We start from the raw sequence: 16,699 nt of genomic DNA on the forward strand, positions 1-16,699 counted from the left end.
GCCCGCTGCGCCTCCGCCGGAACCGGGCGCCCCATGAATGGAGGGCGCATGAAGGAACTCCTATGCGCAGGCTCCGGAACACGCGGCCTACACTGCCCGCATGGACACCCGCCAGAGGACCGGCCAACTCAGGCGCCGCAACGCCCTGTGGCAGCAGCTGCGGACCCAGGCGCCCGGCACCCCCCACTTCGAGGCGACGCTGAATGACCTGAGCACCCTGACCGGCTGGGAGCGGCCCCGCATCCTGGCCGGCCTGGGCCACGCCAGCGCCGACGCGCAGGCCGTTCCCGGCGCGCAGGAGGACCATGAGCGCTGAGGTCGTCCCCTTCGACTGGGCGCGCATGTTCCTGGGCGACACGCCGCCCCTGTTCCTGCTGGAGATCGCGTTCCGGACCGCCGTGATCTTCGGGTGGCTGCTGCTGCTGCTGCGCTTCACCGGCAAGCGCGGCCTGGCGCAGCTGAGCCCGCTGGAGTTCGCCATTGTGATCGCGCTCGGGTCCGCCGCGGGCGACCCCATGTTCTACCCGGAGGTGCCGCTGCTGCACGCCATGCTGGTCCTGGCGCTCGTGGTGGGCCTGCAGTGGCTGATGGCGCGCCTCGTGATCCGCAGTGAGCACGTGGAGTCCTTCATGGAGGGCGTCCCGGTGGAACTCGTGCGGGACGGCGTGATGAGCCCCGGCGCGCTGGGCCGCGCCAACCTGAGCCGAGAGGACCTGTTCGAACGCCTGCGCGCCCAGGGCGTCCGGCAGCTGGGCGAGGTGCAGCGCGCGTACTTCGAGCAGGACGGTAACCTCACCGTCTTCACGCACGCCAGCAGCGCCCCGCCCGGCCTGCCCGTCGTGCCCCCCTGGGACCTGGAGCCGCCCCCGACCGTGCCGGCCGGCACGGTCACGGCGGGTCCCCTCGCGTGCCTGGAGTGCGGCGCCACCCACGAGTGCCGCCCGCAGCCTTCCCCGGCGCACCTGTGCGCCTGCGGCAGTGAGCGATTCACGGTCGCCACCACCGATCCCCTAGCCGCGCCGGGCGACGCCACCCATGACGGCGGGGGCCGCGGCGCTCAGGACGCCCACAACTGAGCAGGCCCCTCACCCTAGGGCGGGAACTGCTCCAACGTACACCGCTGTACGCGTGGGAATCAGCCCTCGGTGGAGGCGCCGGGACGGGTCGTCCACACGGGCTCGGGTTCGATGGCCTCGGCGGGCGCCTTGCCGGGCTCCAGACCGCTGCTGCTCGCCGTCTGGAGCGGCGTAACCGCCATGCCCGGCGCGCACTCGATCTGGCACGACAGCCGCGCCTGACCCAGCAGGCCCTTTTCCTGCAACTTGTCGAACTCGGCGGCCGTCATGGCGTCCGGCTCGCCCTCCTGGAAACTCACGCGGCAGGTGGTGCACCGCGCCACGCCCCCGCAGCGGTGCAGGACGTCCACGCCGCCGCGCTCCAGCGCCAGCACCAGCCGCTCCCCGGCCCGCGCCTGAATCTCACCGAAGCCCTGCACCTGCACCGTCACCGCTTCACCTTGGGTCATGCGCCCCAGCATGCCACGCCGGGGACGCTCAGCGGGGCAGCAGCCGCCAGCCCGGCACGTCCAGCAGGCCGCGCGGCGTGAGCTTCAGCGCGGGAATGACCGTCAGGCCCAGGAACGCCAGGGTCGTCACCGGGTACGGCAGGACGCAGCCGTGCGCGCGGCACGCCGCCGTCACCTGGCCCAGCGCCGCTGCGGCCTGCGCGGGGGGCAGGTCGGTCATCAGGCCCGCGAACGGCAGGGGCAGCTGCGCGCGGACCTCGCCGCCCGCGACCAGCACGAGCCCGCCCCCCAGCCGCTCCAAGGCCCGCCCCGCCGCGCGGACGTCCTCGTCCGTGCCGCCCAGAAAGGCCGCGTGGTGCGCGTCGTGCAGCACGCTGATGCCCAGCGTCGCGCCGCGCAGGCCCGTGCCGGACGTCCAGCACGCCGACCACTGCCCCTGCCCGTAGCGGTCGGCCACGACCAGCCGCGCGTCCCCGCTGCCGGGCTCGCCGGCCCCCGTCGTGATCTGATCCGGGTGGACCTGCATGACGGGCCAGTGCGCGGGCACCTCAAAGGTCGCGTCCGCCCAGCCCGCGCCTAGGTTGACGCCCCCACCCGGCAGGGGCGGCGTGTGCGTGCCCGCGCGGGCCTCGGCGCCACCCACGAAGGTCTCCAGCACCTCGAACCCCTGTAGGTCGCGCAGCAGCACGAAGTCCGCATGGTACCCGGGGGCGATCAGACCCACGTCGTGCAGCCCCCAGTACTCCGCCGGATTGCAGGTCACCAGCGCCACTGCGTCCGCCGGATGCAGGCCGCCCGCCACGCACATCCGCAGAAGGCGGTCCAGGTGGCCCAGATCCAGCAGCTCGTCCACGCTCACGTCGTCACTGACGAGCATCGCGCGGCGCGGCCGGTCACGCAGTACGGGCAGCAGCGCCTCCAGGTTGCGGGCCGCGGAGCCCTCGCGCACCATCAACCACAGGCCCGCCCGCAGGCGCTCGCGGGCCTCCTCGGGCGTCGTCGCCTCATGATCCGAGTGCAGGCCAGCCGCCGCGTACCCCATCAGGTCCCGGCCCTGCACGCCCGACGCGTGCCCGTCCAGCCGCAACCCCGACGCGCGCCCCGCCTCCAGCACCGCCCACACGCCCTCGTCGCCGCCCAGCACGCCGGGGTAGTTCATCATCTCCGCCAGGCCCAGCACGCCCGGCACGCGCAGCATCCGCGCGGTCTGCGCGGCGTCCACGCACGCCCCGCCCCGCTCGAACTCGCTGGCCGGCACGCACGACGGCGCGGACGCCCACACGCGCAGCCCCGAGCTGCGGCCCGCAGCCAGCATCCACTTCAGGCCCCCGGCGCCCAGCACGTTCACCAGCTCGTGCGGCTCCGCGACCACGCCCGTCGTGCCGCGCGGCAGCACCGCGCCCGCGAAACCCGCCGGGGTCAGCAGGCTCGACTCGATGTGCACGTGCGCGTCCATGAACCCCGGCGCCATGACTGCTCCGCGCGCCTCGATCACCCGGGCTGCCCGGAAGCCGCTGCCCAGCGCGGCCACGCGGCCGTCCGCGACCAGCACGTCCGCCTCGAACACCTCGCGCGTGGCGGGCTGCACCACCCGCGCGCCCCGCACGAGCAGGTCACCGCTCTCCTCACCGCGCGCCACGCGCACCAGACGCCGCCGATCCCATCCTTCCCCGGTTCCAACCATGACGCAGTGTAGAGAAGCCGCGCGGGGCCGCCTAGCCCAGCGGCTACGGCGCGCTCTTGAACCCGTGCAGCAGCGACCCGCGTTCCTCCAGCGCCCGCTCGAACAGCGCCTGCTGGAACGCCCGGGCGTCATTCACCCCGGACGCCGCCTGCACGCGCGCCTTGTCCGGCTTGGCAATAGGCGACAGCGTCCCGAACCGCCGCGCGCGGAACATGCCCGGATGCTCCTCGAACACCACCGTCACGCCGTCCGGCAGGTTCCGCACGTGCGCCGCGAACGCCTGCTCCTGCACCAGTTCCGCGTGCGCCGTGCTGCCGCCCAGCTCGGTCAGCAGCCGGTCAATCAACGTGAACACGCCCGCCGCGTACGCGTCCACCTCCGCGCGCGTCGGCAGCGCGCCGCGGTGAATCACCCGGTTGCGGAACTCGGTCCCAAGGCCCTTCGGCGTCAGGAAATCCGGTTCGCGACCCTCGCGCAGCAGATACGCCAGCGCGAACATGCCCAGCTGCCGCTCGGACTGGCTGGACACGTGCCGCCAGGTGCCCTCCAGCGCGGTCAGCGCCTCCTCAAAAGACCCCTCACGCCCCGCGGCGTGCTCCAGCGCGAACGCCCGCACGTAGAACTCAAAGAAACGCTCCAGCGCCGCAGCGAAACTCGCCACCGCCTCGCGCGCGTACCCGTCCATCAGGGCGCGGGTGCCCAGATCGAACAGCACCTCGAATTTCTGCTTGCGCACCAGCACGCAGTACCGCGCGCCGCAGCGGGCGCAGCGCAGGTCATGCACGCTGCTGTCCGCGAACTCCGCGCGGTTCACGTGCGCGCACTGCGGACAGGTCGTCGGGAAGTCCATACCCCGAGCATAGAGCGCCGCCAGGCCGGGCGCCGGTCGGCCAGCCCGGCGCAGCGTCACGCCACTGGGCAGCGTCACACCTCAGGTGGACGCCGGATCAGCGGTAGATCGTGACGGCCAGCAACAGCTTCACCAGCACCAGCGCCCAGACGGTCCACAGCCAGGGCCGCTCCTCGTCCGGCAGTCCGCCCCCGCCTGCCGCCCGCACCGCCCGCTGTCGCGCCTGCCAGATCAGCGCCCCGGCGACGGTGCACAGCAGCGCGTCCAGCAGATCCACCCGCCACCCCTCCTGCCCGCCGCGCAGGTCCGTGCCGGGCACAGGACCGAAGCGCGTGACCTGCCCCACCCACAGGCTCAGAACGAACCCGGACAGGATCAGCAGCGCGGGCCACAGCAGGGCCTGACGAAACGGTGTGAGGCGGGCTGGGAAGCTCACCCGCTCAGCCTACCGGCCCATGCCGCTCCCCACACACTTATCTGCCCCTCGCCGCAGCGGCCAGCGCCTCCTGCCGCTGTTGCGCAGAAGCGTTGAGGGTCACGTGCAGGACCCCTGACGGTTACTTTCAGCTGCGGTCAGGGCACGTTGCGAGCCCGGACATTCAGGGCGTACGCCTGCGTCAGGGGCAGCGTGGTCACGCGCCCACCCGCCTGCTGCCGGAACTGCACGCGGAGCGTCACCGACCTCGTGGCCGCGTTCCAGCTGAACGGCGCCTCGCCACCCGGCAGCTGGTCCGAAGGGGTCAGGTCATCCGACACGAGGAACGGCTGGAAGCCGCGGACGGCACCCAGGCCCGCCAGGTCCCGCAGGGCGGCGCAGCCCGGGCCGCTGGCCGTCTCGAAGGTTTCGCCCGCGGCGGGCACGCAGTTCACGGGGCTGGTAGCGCTGTCGCCGCTGCGGTACTCGCGCAGCACCTGCACGTGCTCCTCTGCCCACGCGTCTGTCGCCTTGTCCAGCGTGACCTTCGAGCGGGGCTCCAAGCGGTACACGAACAGCACGTACCTCGTGACGGTGCCCGCTGTATTCGCGTCTGGCAGGACGGCCGCCAGGCAGGGCTGCTCGGCCGAGCAGCTGTTCCCGCTGCTCCCATTGACCGTCAGGCCGCCCGTGGCGACCCGCACGCGCAGGGCGCCGCGCACGCGGTCCCCCAGGTACCCGGTCAGGTCGTTCAGTTCACTCAGGCCGCGCCCGGTGGCGTTCGCGCGCGTGGTCAGGTTCAGGGTGCTGGTCTGCCAGCTGGTGATCAGGACCAGCACGGTGCCCATGATGCCCAGCGCGAGCAGGATCTCGATCAGGGTCAGGCCGGCCTCGTTCGCCCGGCGCTTCACGAGGCGGGCCGCCCGAAGTCCAGTGTGAACGTGAAGGTGGGCTGCCCGCTGCCCGAGCAGCTCAGCGTGACGCGCCGCAGCAGCGGTCCGCCCGCCGGGGTGGTCCACGCGGCCACCGGGTTCGACTGAGACGGCGTGCAGGTCAGGCCGCCCAGCAGGCCGGTGTCCGGCGCGGCCGGCAGGGTCCCCGCGTCGAACGCGGCCTGCACGCTGTACGCCGTCCGGACGGATTCCATGTAGGCCTTGGCCGCCACCGTGACCTCCTGATCGGTCTGGTTGCTGCGGTTGACCTTGAACAGCGTGGGCAGGAGGCCCAGCACCGCCACGGACAGCCCCGTGAAGATCGCCAGGGCCACCAGAACCTCCATCAGGGTCAGGCCCGCCTCGCTGCCCATGCGCCTCACTTCACGATCACCTTCCCGAAGACGCCCGTGACCCGCACGGGCCGCTGAATGCTGGGGTCCGCCGCCCAGAACACCGTGAACTGCGCCGCGGCCGCGTCGGTGGAGCCGTAGGGCGCGCGGAAGCTCAGGCTGTTGACGCCGCTGTCCAGGCTGGCCTGCACCCCGGCAGGCAGCGGCAGGACGCGGGTGGTGGGCGTGCCGGCGCAGGCGTTGTCCGGGTACGCGCGGACCGTCAGGGACGGACTGGCGCTGCTGGCCGTGAGCTGCACCTCCTGACAGGCGTTCAGGCGTTTGGCGCCGGTGCGGGCGGCGTTCACCGCCTGCGTGAACACCTGGGTGCCCTCCAGGACGGCGCTGCTGGCCCGCCAGCGCAGGTAACTGCTGACGCCCAGCGCGGCCAGGATCCCGATGATGGCCAGGACGACCAGCAGCTCGGCCAGGGTGAACCCTGAGCCCTTCACCGCTGCCTCCAGGAGCCTGCGGTGTCGGTCAGGCGGGCGCCGCCACGCGCATTCAAAAGCCGACGGCGCAGCTGGACGGCATTGAAGTTCACGGTGAGATTCCCGGTCAGGTCGGTGGTCTGATCGTCGGTCGTGAGGCCCTCGATGGGTCCGCCCCGCACGGCCACGGCGCCGTTCACCGTGAGGTTTCCGTTGAACTTGCCGCCCTGGTTGCCCCGGAAGTAGATGAATCCGTCGAAGGTGGTGCGCCCGTTCACGTTCGAGTTGATGTCCCCGTCGACGATCAGCACGCCGCTGGAGTCGCTGTTCTTCAGCGCGGCGTCGAAGTCCTGCGCGCGGATGCGGCGCACGGCGTTCACCATGGGTGGGAAATTCCCGGATGAGTCGGGCCGGGTCAGGGGGACCAGGGCGTCGAGGTCCGCGTCGTTCAGGCCCAGCAGTTGCCGCGTGAAGAACGGGTCGGCGCTGTTCGTACTCAGCAGCGGATCCCGGGCGCCCTCGCACTGCACGGCCTGACCGGCCAGCGCGGCGCAGTCGTTCTGGCCGTCCATCTGAAAGCTGTCCAGGGCCCGGCTGGTGCCCTTGACCTGAATGCTGCTGCCGCTGCGCATGGCGCTCACGTCCCGCGTGACCTCGGTGCCTTCGGGGATGCGGGCGGGCTGGCCGGCCACCCAGTCCAGCGTCACCTGATCCGGCGCGCCGCTGCCAGGGCCGCCCACGCCGGTCACCCGGGCGGCGTACCCGGCGACCGTGACGGTCTCGCCCACCGTGAAGTCCCCGGCGTTCGAGACGCGCTGCGGCATGGGGTCCGTGACGCTGAGGCTCGTCTGCGCGGCGGCGTTCAGGAGCAGCTCGACCCCCGTGCCGGCCGGGGCGGACAGCGCGGACGTGAGGGCGGCGGGCACGCTGGTCAGCTGCACCTGCGCGCCGCTGATGCCGGTCACGCGGAACCGGGGCCCGTCGCTGCCGGGTGGGATCTGCACGTAATCTCCACTTCTCAGGCCGCTGGCGTCCGCGACGGTGACCGTCACCTGCTGCGTGCCGACGCTGGCATTCAGACCCGCTCCGGTCAGCGTGGTAAGCACGCCGCGCCCGGACTGCCCGGAGATCTGCGCGCTGCCGTTCGCGTTGACGGGCGGCAGGGACGTCAGGGCCGCGCGCACCCGCAGGCCAGCGGGCAGGTAGACCGGGGTCAGCTGGAAGTCGTGCAGCACCACTTTCACGGCGCTGCTGGCGCTTCCGCGGGATTCCACGGTGAAGCGGTCCCCGCCCACCGGCGTGAAGCTGAGGGTGCTGGGAAACAGGGCCGATTCCGCGTCCGTGCTCAGGCTGTCCAGCCAGCGCCCCAGGTCGGCGGGCGTGCTGCCGGTATAGGGGGCGCTGATCAGCCGCTGGTTGACGCGGACCATGACGGTGTTCAGGCCGCTCTCGGCGGCGAGGAGGGCCTGGTACGCGCGGCGTTCGTCCGCGCCGCCGCCGCGTGAGCCCGTGACCAGGGTGGCGCTGGTCATGACGATGATCATCAGGACGATGCCGGTGAACAGCAGCGTGATGACCAGGGCCACGCCCCCCTCGTGTTCGGGGTGGGCTGATCGGCTGGGCGGGTGCATGACGGCAAGGTACGGTGACCCGCACGTGAAAAATGCCACACATGAGGCAGCGCACCCGAACGGGGTGTGCTGCAGGTCAGTTCGGGTGCCTCAGCGGGGCGTGATCAGGTACACGAGGCCGCCCGAGTGACCCAGCCACAGCCGCTCGAACGCGGCGCGCGGGTACGCGCGGCGCACGCCCGCGTCGGTGGGCGCGGCCGGGTCGTTCAGCACCGGGTTGCCCTGCGCGTCGAAGCCGGTCAGGACCATCAGGTGCCCGCTGGAACTGGGAATCGCGGCGCCCGGCAGCTCCCCGGCCTTCCAGCCCAGGCTGACCGCCAGGGGCGTGCCCTGCGCGGTGAAGGTCTCAGCGGCGGCCAGGCTGGGCAGGCGCAGCACCACCGCCCGCAGGCCGCGCGCGCCCGCGTACGCGGCATTGAAGGCCCAGTTGCCCGTGCCGTCGTACTCGCGGTCGAACGTGCCGCGCGCGGCGTCGGGCACCGTGACGTTCAGGCCGTGATGCGCCAGGATCATGGACACGCTGGTGGGACTGCACCAGACCTCCCCGCCGTTCGGGTAGAGCATCTGCGAGCGCATGGGCACCTTGACCTCCCGGCCCCACGCGGCGCGGTTGCCGGGCGCACCCAGCGCCTCACTGCGCCGCGCGCGGTCCGCGGTGTTGAACGCCACGAGGCGCACGCCGGTGCCCGCGCCGCGCAGCGTCACGCGGTACTGGAAGGCGCTGGCCTTGGCCGTCAGGCGCAGCGTGTCGGTCAGCACCTGCCCGGCGGCGTCCTTCTGCCCGTCCAGGCTGGCGCGGTCCCCGCTGTCACTCCAGGTGCCGAAACTGAACCAGCGGGTCCAGCCGCCGGCGCCCTGGGCGCGGACTTCCACGCTGACACTGCCCCGCACGGGCGTCACGGCGTTCCACGAGGGGATCAGCTCGTCGAAGGCGGGCACGCGCAGCGGCGCAGACGTCCACGTGCCGCTCGTCGCGCCGGGCGCGAGGCTCAGCCCCGCCGCGCCGGCCGTCACGCCGCGCCCCTCGCCGCCGGCCCAGTCGCCGGGCTGCTCGTGAATGGTGGTGGTCGTGTTGGGGTACGTCATGGTGAGGGCCTCCGCGTCCGGCATGAGCAGGGACGCTGAAAGAACAAGGGCAGACAGCAGGGAGCCGCGATTCATGTGTGCCCCGGATGATGCCGCGCGCCCAGGGGCGTGTGGTGAGTGGCCGCCCCGGCGTCGGGGGGGACCGAGGTGCAGGCCGGACCGGCGGCCCCGTGAGTCTGAGGCGTCCCGGTCCGGGCTGGTTGAGTCGGTCATGGTCGCCGGTGACCGGTGGGTGGGGTGCGGGTCACGCAGGGGCGCACCGGGTGAGTCCAGCGGCCGCCACTTCGCAGCGCTGGGCGCCGTGCGCGCGTCCGGCTCGCGGCGCTTCGGCACAGTTTGATCTGCGTCTGTTGTGCATGATGTGTAAGATACTCATATGAGTAGAGAAGGATACATCCGTGAGCTTCGTGCTGTGATCGGCCCACGCCCCGTCAATCTGATCGGTGTCGCAGCACTGATCACCGACCCGTACGGGCGCGTGCTGCTCGCCCGGCGCGTCACGTCCGGACGCTGGGGCCTCATCGCGGACCTGTGCGAACTGGGTGAGGCGCTGGACGTCACCCTGCGCCGCGAGGTGCACGAGGAGAGTGCCCTCACCGTCACGGACGCGCACCTGATCGACCTGCTGTGCCCCGACCGGCTCAGCGAGGTCCCCAACGGCGACCAGTTCTACAGCTACACCGCCGCGTACCGCGTCACGGCCTGGCACGGCACCCCGCAGCCCGACGGGCACGAACTGGCCGAACTGCGCTTCTGGGCCCCAGCCGAACTCTCCGGGCTGCCCCTGACCCGCCTGGGCCGCGCCGCGCTGGCGTGGCAGGTGTGAGCTACGTCCGCGACCTGAGGGCCCGCACCGGCCCGATGCCCCTGATCCTCACGGGGGCGTGCGGCCTGCTCCTGCGGGGTGAGGGGGTGCTGCTGCAGCGCCGCCGCGACACCGGCGGCTGGGGGACCCCAGGCGGCCTGTGCGAGCCGGGCGAGTCGCTGGAGGAAACCCTGAGCCGCGAGGTGCACGAGGAGACCGGCCTGACCGTGCGGGAGGCGCAGCTGCTGAAGGTGATCAGCGGCGCCGGGACCTTCGTGCGCCTGCCGAACGGCGACGAGTTCTATCAGGTGTCGGCCGTGTACGTCGTGCGCCGCTGGGAGGGCGCGCCCCGCCCGGACGGGACCGAGGGCACTGAACTGCGCTTCTGGCCGCTGGCGGCCCTGCCCGCTGCGCTGGGTCCGGTGGACCGCGCCGCGCTGACCCAGCTGCGCGGGCGGCCCTAGCCAGGCCGGGTGAAGGTCAGGCGCAGGGCGCTCAGCTGGAATCCGGCGCGGCGGATGTTGCGTTCACTGTCACTGCCGGGCGTGGCGAACACGCTGGCCAGCGCAGCGCCCTGACCGCGCGCCGCGTGCAGCCGGGCGGCAAGCAGCGCCGTCTGCACGCCCCGCCCCCGCCACTGGGGCCGGGTGGACGTGCCGAACAGGGCGGCGACGTTTCCCTGCACATTCAGGGCTGCCGTTCCGGCGTGCTGGCCGTCCACGTGAGCGGTGAAGCGCTGCGTGCCGGGTAACCCGGCCACCACGCGCATGATGGGCTCGCTTCCCGGGCCGAAGCCCTGCCCGGACAGGGCGGCCCAGGTGGCTGGGTCGGTCTCCGCCGTGACCTCCAGCGCGGGCGTGCTGGGCAGGTCCCGCAGGTCGCGCGTGTAGGCGTGCAGGGTGTATGAGAGAACGTAGCCCCGCGCGGTCAGCAGAGGCAGCGCCGCGTTCACGAAAGGGGAGAGGACGTGCAGGGTGATGGGCGCGGCGTGCTGGGCGCTGAACGCCTCGAACGCGCTGAGGTCCGCCTCGGTGGGCGTGGCGTGGCCGTCGTGCCAGGCGCTGTTCAGCGCGAGGTCCGGCCCGTGGTACGCGGCGACCAGTGGGCCGAACTCCGCGCGGACGCCGCCGCGCCCGTGGGCGGACGCTTCGGCCTGCGCCAGCTGCCGGATGAGTTCGTTCATGAGGGCCAGCCTAGCGCGGCGGGGGGGCGCGCTGGGGGAACGTTAGGCCGCCCTTGACCTTGTGACGCACGGCTCCGTTGCCGTTAGGGCGCGGGTGAACGATGAGGCATGATCGCATTCCACCCCCAGCTGTTCGTCCGCATCGTGGAACTCGACGGTCCACGCGCGCCTATGCCCAGACCGCTGGCCAGCGGCTTCACCGAGCACCGCGCGTACCGGGTGCTGGGCGTGTACAACCCCTCGGAAAGTTCGGACGCGTACTTCATCCTGCCGAACGACCGGGATGAGATGTGGTTCATCTGCCAGCGTCACCTTCGCTTCGCCGGGCTGCACGACACGTCCGCCCACCACCTTGACCTGACGGACGTGCACGCCAGCGCCGCCGACTGAGGGGCCCGTGCCGTCCCTGATCCGGCCGGCCGCGCTGCTCACCGGGGTGGTCCTGGCGTACACCGCGTACCTCCAGTCGCCCCGGCACCCGCTGCGCCCCACCGACCTGCCCGACGGGGTGGGCCCGGTCACTCACCGCCGCTACTGGCTGCGCGTGCAGCGACCCGACCGCTCGCCCGAGGCGCTGACCGCCCTGACCTTGCAGGCCCTGCCGACGCTCGCGCCGAAACTCACGGCGTGGTTCCAGGGTCTGGACGCGCCGCTGCCCGCGCAGGGGGGCCCGCCGCTGCGGCGCGGGTCGCGCCTGAAGATCCTGATGGGCTTCACCCGCCGCGCGCGCGTGGTGGTGGACGAGGTGGGCGCCCGTCACTTCTGCCTGCGGACCCTGCACCTGCACGCCGACGCGGGGACCGTCACCTTCCGCGCCGTGCCGGAGCGCGCCGCCCTGCGCCTGGAGGTGGAATCCGTGGTCCGCGCGGCGTCCTGGCCGGACCGGATCGCGTACCTGCTGGCCGCTCACGCGCTGCAACGCCTGAACTGGCGGGCGGTGCTGCTCGGCGCGGCCCGGCTGTCCGGCGGGCAGATCGTGGACGGCGGAGATTGCACAGAGGAGGCCGCGTACCGGGGCGTGCACGCCCGCTAGGCTGTGCGGCATGACTGCCGCGTCCCTCGTTCCGTCCCGAGCGTTCGTGTCCCTGGTCGGCGCCGGACCCGGGGACGCTGGCCTGCTGACCCTGCGGGGCCGCGAGGCGCTTGAGCAGGCCGACGTGGTGCTGTTCGACTACCTCGCCAATCCGGACCTGCTGCGCTTCGCTCCGCAGGCCGAGACGGTCTACGTGGGTAAGAAGGGGTTCTCGGCGTACATCCGGCAGGGGCAGATCAACGACCTGATGGTGCGCCGGGCGCTGGAGGACGGCGGGCGGCACGTGGTGCGCCTGAAGGGCGGGGACGTGTTCGTGTTCGGCCGGGGCGGCGAGGAAGCCGAGGCGTGCGTGCAGGCCGGAATTCCCTTTGAGGTGGTGCCCGGCGTCAGCAGCGCCCTGGCCGTCCCCGCCTACGCGGGCATTCCGGTCACGCACCGTGACCTCGCGCAGTCGTTTGCGGTGCTGACCGGGAACACGCGGGGCGGCAGCGCCCACTACGGGCGGCTGTCCGGCGTGGACACCTTGGTGCTGCTGATGGGCGTGCGGAACCTGGATCAGATTGCCGCCGAGCTGATCGGTGCAGGCCGCGCGCCAGACACGCCCGCCGCGACCATCCAGTGGGGCACGACCCCGCAGCAGCGGGTGGTGACGGGCACCCTGGCCACCATTGCCAGCGAGGTACGCGCCGCAGGCCTGGAAGCCCCGGCGGTGACGGTGGTGGGCGAGGTGGTGCGCCTGCACGGGCCGCTACGCTGGTTCGAGGAGGCCCACGGGGCGCGCGGTCCGCTGGCCGGGCAGACGGTCGCCGTGACCCGCACCCGCGTGGGCGCCAGCGACCTGTCCGAGCGGCTGCGGGCCCGCGGCGCGAGCGTGCTGGAGGTCCCCCTGATCCGCTTCGCGCCGGCCTCGCAGCCGGAGGCCCTGCACGCGCGTCTGCGCGACCTGAGTGGCGTGGCGTGGCTACTGCTGACCAGCAACCAAGCGGTCGCGGCGCTGCTGGAACACCTGGACGCGCTGGGTCTGGACACCCGGCACCTGGCGGGCACGCGGCTTGCAGCGGTGGGGCCCAGCACCGCCCGGTCACTCGCGGAGCGCGGCCTGCGCGCAGACTTCGTGCCCAGTGTGTCGGGGGCCCGGCACCTGGGCGCGCAGATTCCCGCCACGCCGGACGGCGGCACGCTGCTGCACCTCACCTCGCAGCTGGCAGAGGATCACCTGGAACGCGCCCTGACCGCGCGCGGCCTGCCGTACGAACGGGCGGAACTATACCGCACCGAACCTGCCCAGCCGGACGACCTGAGCATGGACCGCCTGCGCGGCGCGGCGGTGGTGACCTTGGCGTCCGGAAGTGCGGCGCGGCACCTGGCGGCGCTGGCCGGCACCGACTTCCGCGTGGCGGCCATGGGCGAGCAGACGGCCGACGCGGCCCGCGAGGCGGGTTTCACGCGCGTGACCGTGGCCCGCGTTCCCACCCTGGACGCCCTGGCCGACGCGGCCGAGGACGCCCTGAGGGCCGGGGTGGGCGGCTAGCGGCTGGCCCCTCACCGGGCGTCCCGCGCCCGGTGACGCTTTCGCACTGGAATCCCGTCCCAGTCGTCTTTCTTACCGATCGGTCGGGGACGGCTGCCCCGTGCGCGGCGCGCTATGCTGCGCCACGTGAGTTTCCTCCCAGCTTTCCTTGATCTTCGCGGCGTGCGCGCCGTCGTGATCGGCGGAGGAACCGTGGCCCTGCGCCGCGCGCGCACCCTGCTGGACGCCGGGGCGCAGGTGCAGGTCATCGCCCCACAGCAGCACCCGGACTTCGCGGCGCTGCCCGTGACCGCCCTGAGCCGCCATTACCGGCGCGGCGACCTGAGCGGCGCGGCCCTCGTCATTGCGGCCACCGGCTCAGCCGACGTGAACGCGGCCGTCGTGCGCGACGCCCAGGCGCAGGGCTCTCTGGTCAACGACGCCGCCGACGCCACACGCGGCAACTGGCGTTTCCCCGCGCAGGCCGAGCGGGCGGGCGTGCAGGTGGCCGTCACCAGCGGGCGCGAACTGCCCCTCCTGGCCCAGGCGCTCGCGGAACGCATCACGGCCCTCCTGCCCGACGAGGAGAGCCTGGACGGCTGGACCGCCCGCCGCGAACTGGCCATCACCCAGCCGGATACCCAGCGGGCCGCCAGCCTCGACGCCCTGCGCGCCGACATCCGCCGCGCCGTGGGGCTCGCATGACCCTCGCATGCCCCACCGCGCACGCCCTGCTGACCCGCACGGGCGCCCACATCCCGCGCGCCCTGGATTTCGTGGTCGTCGGCCTGAACCACCAGACCGCACCGGTCGAGATCCGCGAGCGCGCTGCCGTCCGCGCCGGTCACGAGGGCGCCCTGCTCTCGCACCTGTGCGGGTACGCGCAGGAAGTCATGCTGCTCGCCACCTGCAACCGCACCGAGGTGTACATGGCGGGCGTCAGCGGCGACCCCCTCGCGACCTTCGAGGGCGCCTGGAACGAACAGCTGCGCGACCACCTGTACATCCACACCGGCGAGGCCGCCGTCACGCACCTGTACCGCGTGGCTGCGGGCCTGGACAGCCTCGTGATCGGGGAGACGCAGATCCAGGGGCAGGTCAAACGCGCCTGGATGGACGCCCGCGAACGCGGCCTGACCGGCACCACCCTGAACAAGGTCGCGCAGGGCGCCCTGGCCGCCGGCAAGCGCGTGCGCTTCGAGACCGGCATGAGCGACAAGATCGTCAGCGTCTCCAGCGCCGCCGTGGACCTCGCGCACTCCGCGCTGGGCAGCCTCGCGGGCCGCACCGCCCTGATCATCGGCGCGGGCGAGACCGCCGAACTGACCCTCACGCACCTGCGCGCCGCCGGGGTTGAGGACGTCATCGTCGTGAACCGCACCGTGGAACGCGCCCGGCAGCTCGCCGAGAAACTCGGCGGACGACCCTGCGCCGCCGACTACCTGGAAGAGGTCCTGCCCGAAGCGGACGTGCTGATCGCCTCCAGCGGCGCGCCCCACTACGTCCTGGGCGCAGACGGCGTGAATGCCGCGCTGCGCCAGCGCCCGGGCCGCCCCATGTTCCTGATCGACATCAGCGTGCCGCGCATCCTGAACCCCGACATTGCGGGTGTACCCGGCGCGCACCTGCACAACCTCGACGACCTGACCGGCATCGTCGCCCGCAACATGCAGAGCCGCCGCGCCGCGCTGCCGCACGCGGGCGCCATCGTCCGGGACGCCGCCGCGGACCTGAGCCGCTGGCACCTGACCCGGCAGGCCCGGCAGCGCGAACTGGCCCTCGCCAGCGACTGACCGCCCACCGCGCCCGTGTCACCCGGCTCCCACATGGCCCGCGCCGCATCCCGTACCCTGGTCGGCATGTGGACCCGGATTCCCTCCAGCAGCCTGCGCGTGACCGGCGCGGACCGTGTGGACTTCGTGCACGGTCAGATGACGAACAACCTCCGCGCGGCCCCCACGCCGGGCCTGGTGCCCTGCGCGTTCCTGAACGTACGCGGCCAGATCGAGCAGTTCGCCCGCGCTTACAAACGCGACCAGGACGTGTACCTGCACCTAGACGCCGGACAGGCGCAGTCCCTGGCCGCGCGGCTGCGGCGCTACATCATCTTCGATCAGGTGGAGGTGCACGACGTCAGCGACGAGCTGCGGACCGTGCACCTCTGGCCCGGCGCGGCCCTGCCCGGCTGGCAGGCGGACGGCGGGGACGCGCAGACCTTCGAGCTGGCTGGAAGCACCGTCCTGGCGGGCCGCGTGAACCGCACCGGCGCCGCGGGCGTGGACCTGCACTACCTCGCCCGGCACGAGGCCGCGGTCCTGGCCACCCTGCCGGGCGCCGAGGTGCCCCTGACTGAACTGGACGCCGCGCGCGTGCAGGGCGGCATTCCGGACATCACGCGCGACGCCCTGACCGGCACCCTCCCACAGGAAGTCGGCCTGGACCTGAGCGGCCCCCTGCCAGCCATCAGCTACCGCAAGGGCTGCTACGTGGGCCAGGAAATCATGGCCCGCCTCGAAGCACGCGGCAACGCCCGCTACCACCTCGCGCGCCTGAACGGCCCCGGCCGCTGGGAGGCGGGCGCCGAGATCACCGCAGACGGCAAGGTGGTCGGGCAGGCGGGCCTGCACGCCGGGCCAGGCAGCGTCGCCCGCATTCGCAAGGAACTGCCGGACGGCGCGGCCGTGCAGGTGGCCGGACAGCCCGCCACGGTGGCCCTGATCCGCACGCATGCTTGACACCCTGACCCGCGACCTGCGCGCCGGCACCCGCACCGCACTCCTGCGAGCCGCCCGGCGCGCGTACCTGCTGGCCCTGGGCGCCCTGGCAGTCCCCGCCGTGCTGATCGGGACCGTCCTGCTCCTCTCGCCCGCCCAGCCGGACCGCGCGGCCGCCGTGATCCTCTGGGCCGTGGCCGTGGCGCTGGGCCTGGGCGCGTTCGTGCTGGCCCGCCGCGCCGCCCACCGCGCGGATCTCAGCGCCCCGCAGGCTGCGCTGACCGGCGCCATCCAGGCCAGCAGCGCGCCCGGCGTGCCCCTGCTGCTGGCCTGCGCCTTCGCGGGCACCCCCCTGCTGGGCCTGAGCCTGCTCATCACCGGCGCGCTGCTGCACCTGCTGGTGTGGCGTCAGCTGCCCGGCTGGGTGCGCGAACCCTGAAAGCCGCTCCTGGTGGCAGGCGGCTGGTCACCTGTCCGCGCCTGTGGGATGACACTTGACGACCGCCGG

General features: G+C 73.0%; 21 protein-coding genes. 11 read left to right on the top strand and 10 right to left on the bottom strand.

The window, feature by feature from the left end; translation table 11 throughout:
* Nucleotides 1-100 precede the first annotated feature (100 nt).
* Together IEY63_RS15580 and IEY63_RS15585 are read left to right on the top strand one after the other, a co-directional pair.
* A complete protein-coding gene (locus IEY63_RS15580; RefSeq protein WP_189069913.1) occupies nt 101-316 on the top strand; it encodes a hypothetical protein in 216 nt (71 codons plus the stop codon).
* Nucleotides 306-1,076, top strand: a complete 771-nt coding sequence (locus IEY63_RS15585) for a DUF421 domain-containing protein (protein ID WP_189069914.1) — start codon at nt 306-308, stop codon at nt 1,074-1,076. Before IEY63_RS15580 ends, IEY63_RS15585 begins: the two co-directional genes overlap by 11 nt.
* A gap of 59 nt (nt 1,077-1,135) precedes the next feature.
* Here the strand turns inward: IEY63_RS15585 and IEY63_RS15590 are convergent, their stop codons facing one another.
* The 9 genes from IEY63_RS15590 to IEY63_RS15630 form a co-directional block, all read right to left on the bottom strand.
* The gene (locus IEY63_RS15590; RefSeq protein ID WP_189069915.1) at nt 1,136-1,525 is read right to left on the bottom strand and encodes a 2Fe-2S iron-sulfur cluster-binding protein; all 390 of its coding nucleotides are present in this window, start codon (nt 1,523-1,525) and stop codon (nt 1,136-1,138) included.
* 28 nt (nt 1,526-1,553) lie between these two features.
* A complete protein-coding gene (locus tag IEY63_RS15595) occupies nt 1,554-3,209 on the bottom strand; it encodes an adenine deaminase C-terminal domain-containing protein (protein ID WP_189069916.1) in 1,656 nt (551 codons plus the stop codon).
* 43 nt (nt 3,210-3,252) lie between these two features.
* Nucleotides 3,253-4,059, bottom strand: a complete 807-nt coding sequence (locus IEY63_RS15600; protein ID WP_189069917.1) for a hypothetical protein — start codon at nt 4,057-4,059, stop codon at nt 3,253-3,255.
* A 97-nt stretch (nt 4,060-4,156) separates the two neighbouring features.
* A complete protein-coding gene (locus IEY63_RS15605) occupies nt 4,157-4,495 on the bottom strand; it encodes a hypothetical protein (RefSeq protein ID WP_189069918.1) in 339 nt (112 codons plus the stop codon).
* 137 nt (nt 4,496-4,632) lie between these two features.
* A complete protein-coding gene (locus IEY63_RS15610; RefSeq protein ID WP_189069919.1) occupies nt 4,633-5,385 on the bottom strand; it encodes a PulJ/GspJ family protein in 753 nt (250 codons plus the stop codon).
* The gene (locus IEY63_RS15615) at nt 5,382-5,789 is read right to left on the bottom strand and encodes a type II secretion system protein (protein ID WP_189069920.1); all 408 of its coding nucleotides are present in this window, start codon (nt 5,787-5,789) and stop codon (nt 5,382-5,384) included. The genes IEY63_RS15610 and IEY63_RS15615 overlap by 4 nt, the downstream gene beginning before the upstream one ends.
* A complete protein-coding gene (locus IEY63_RS15620) occupies nt 5,786-6,250 on the bottom strand; it encodes a pilus assembly FimT family protein (RefSeq protein WP_189069921.1) in 465 nt (154 codons plus the stop codon). Before IEY63_RS15620 ends, IEY63_RS15615 begins: the two co-directional genes overlap by 4 nt.
* A complete protein-coding gene (locus tag IEY63_RS15625; protein ID WP_189069922.1) occupies nt 6,247-7,860 on the bottom strand; it encodes a pilus assembly PilX N-terminal domain-containing protein in 1,614 nt (537 codons plus the stop codon). The genes IEY63_RS15620 and IEY63_RS15625 overlap by 4 nt, the downstream gene beginning before the upstream one ends.
* Nucleotides 7,861-7,950: 90 nt before the next feature.
* Nucleotides 7,951-8,946 (bottom strand): C39 family peptidase, encoded by a 996-nt coding sequence (locus IEY63_RS15630; RefSeq protein WP_189069923.1) that lies wholly within the window; start codon nt 8,944-8,946, stop codon nt 7,951-7,953.
* A gap of 376 nt (nt 8,947-9,322) precedes the next feature.
* Here IEY63_RS15630 and IEY63_RS15635 point away from each other — a divergent pair, with 376 nt between their 5' ends.
* Together IEY63_RS15635 and IEY63_RS15640 are read left to right on the top strand one after the other, a co-directional pair.
* Nucleotides 9,323-9,772 carry an NUDIX domain-containing protein gene (locus IEY63_RS15635; RefSeq protein ID WP_189069924.1) on the top strand — a complete coding sequence of 150 codons (450 nt, stop codon included), beginning with the start codon at nt 9,323-9,325 and terminating at the stop codon, nt 9,770-9,772.
* Nucleotides 9,769-10,215 carry an NUDIX hydrolase gene (locus IEY63_RS15640; RefSeq protein ID WP_229784750.1) on the top strand — a complete coding sequence of 149 codons (447 nt, stop codon included), beginning with the start codon at nt 9,769-9,771 and terminating at the stop codon, nt 10,213-10,215. Before IEY63_RS15635 ends, IEY63_RS15640 begins: the two co-directional genes overlap by 4 nt.
* Here IEY63_RS15640 and IEY63_RS15645 read toward each other — a convergent pair.
* Complete coding sequence (locus tag IEY63_RS15645; RefSeq protein ID WP_189069925.1) at nt 10,212-10,934, bottom strand: GNAT family N-acetyltransferase; 723 nt, start codon at nt 10,932-10,934, stop codon at nt 10,212-10,214. The two genes, IEY63_RS15640 and IEY63_RS15645, sit on opposite strands and share 4 nt — an antisense overlap.
* Before the next feature lie 108 nt (nt 10,935-11,042).
* On the opposite strand from IEY63_RS15645, the gene IEY63_RS15650 reads away from it, so the two are divergent.
* From IEY63_RS15650 to IEY63_RS15680, 7 genes are all read left to right on the top strand, one after another.
* Nucleotides 11,043-11,324 carry a hypothetical protein gene (locus tag IEY63_RS15650; protein WP_189069926.1) on the top strand — a complete coding sequence of 94 codons (282 nt, stop codon included), beginning with the start codon at nt 11,043-11,045 and terminating at the stop codon, nt 11,322-11,324.
* 7 nt (nt 11,325-11,331) lie between these two features.
* Nucleotides 11,332-11,967: a hypothetical protein gene (locus tag IEY63_RS15655; RefSeq protein ID WP_189069927.1), complete on the top strand. Its 636-nt coding sequence runs from the start codon at nt 11,332-11,334 to the stop codon at nt 11,965-11,967.
* Between the two features lie 10 nt (nt 11,968-11,977).
* Entirely contained in the window at nt 11,978-13,498 is a 1,521-nt protein-coding gene (gene cobA / locus IEY63_RS15660) for a uroporphyrinogen-III C-methyltransferase (RefSeq protein ID WP_189069928.1), read from the top strand.
* Between the two features lie 126 nt (nt 13,499-13,624).
* Nucleotides 13,625-14,182, top strand: a complete 558-nt coding sequence (locus IEY63_RS15665; protein ID WP_229784751.1) for a precorrin-2 dehydrogenase/sirohydrochlorin ferrochelatase family protein — start codon at nt 13,625-13,627, stop codon at nt 14,180-14,182.
* A complete protein-coding gene (gene hemA, locus IEY63_RS15670; protein WP_189069930.1) occupies nt 14,179-15,270 on the top strand; it encodes a glutamyl-tRNA reductase in 1,092 nt (363 codons plus the stop codon). Before IEY63_RS15665 ends, hemA begins: the two co-directional genes overlap by 4 nt.
* Nucleotides 15,271-15,336: 66 nt before the next feature.
* On the top strand, nt 15,337-16,212 hold the full coding sequence (ygfZ, locus tag IEY63_RS15675) for a CAF17-like 4Fe-4S cluster assembly/insertion protein YgfZ (protein ID WP_189069931.1): 876 nt from the start codon (nt 15,337-15,339) through the stop codon (nt 16,210-16,212).
* Nucleotides 16,205-16,630: a hypothetical protein gene (locus IEY63_RS15680; protein WP_189069932.1), complete on the top strand. Its 426-nt coding sequence runs from the start codon at nt 16,205-16,207 to the stop codon at nt 16,628-16,630. Before ygfZ ends, IEY63_RS15680 begins: the two co-directional genes overlap by 8 nt.
* Nucleotides 16,631-16,699: the final 69 nt, after the last annotated feature.

The sequence above is a fragment of the Deinococcus radiotolerans genome (assembly GCF_014647435.1).
GTDB lineage: Bacteria > Deinococcota > Deinococci > Deinococcales > Deinococcaceae > Deinococcus > Deinococcus radiotolerans.